The following is a 325-nucleotide window of genomic DNA, read 5'->3' as shown; positions in this document are numbered from 1 at the left end:
CAAGGGCGCTAAGGCGTTAGCGAAATAAGGCCCAGCCTTAGCAACACGCTCCTGCAGCGCAGTATGCTGCTGTGGTATCTGCCCACTGGTAAACAAGCTTTGCAACTGACGCTGGAATTTTACCGCCACCATCACCACCGCCTGTTGCACGGCCTGAGCTAACTCGGGCAAGGCCACACCATTACTACTTTGCACCCGCTCACCGGCGTCGCCTAGCTCTCTTTGCAGACGGTTCAAGGCTTGGCCCAGAGAATTGAAATCAAAGCTCTCCAGCAGCAACGATTGTTGATACCAACGCTTCGCTTCCACCAACATTGCGGTGTCG

General features: G+C 55.1%; 1 protein-coding gene. It reads right to left on the bottom strand.

Annotated elements, in window-relative coordinates; genetic code table 11:
- Positions 1-325, bottom strand: a 325-nt coding sequence (locus J0A66_RS22410) for a hypothetical protein (RefSeq protein ID WP_206576034.1), incomplete at both ends; no start/stop codon positions are given.

Source organism: Bowmanella dokdonensis (genome assembly GCF_017254865.1).
GTDB classification, from domain to species: domain Bacteria; phylum Pseudomonadota; class Gammaproteobacteria; order Enterobacterales; family Alteromonadaceae; genus Bowmanella; species Bowmanella dokdonensis.
This window is presented reverse-complemented; position numbering and strand designations above follow the sequence as displayed.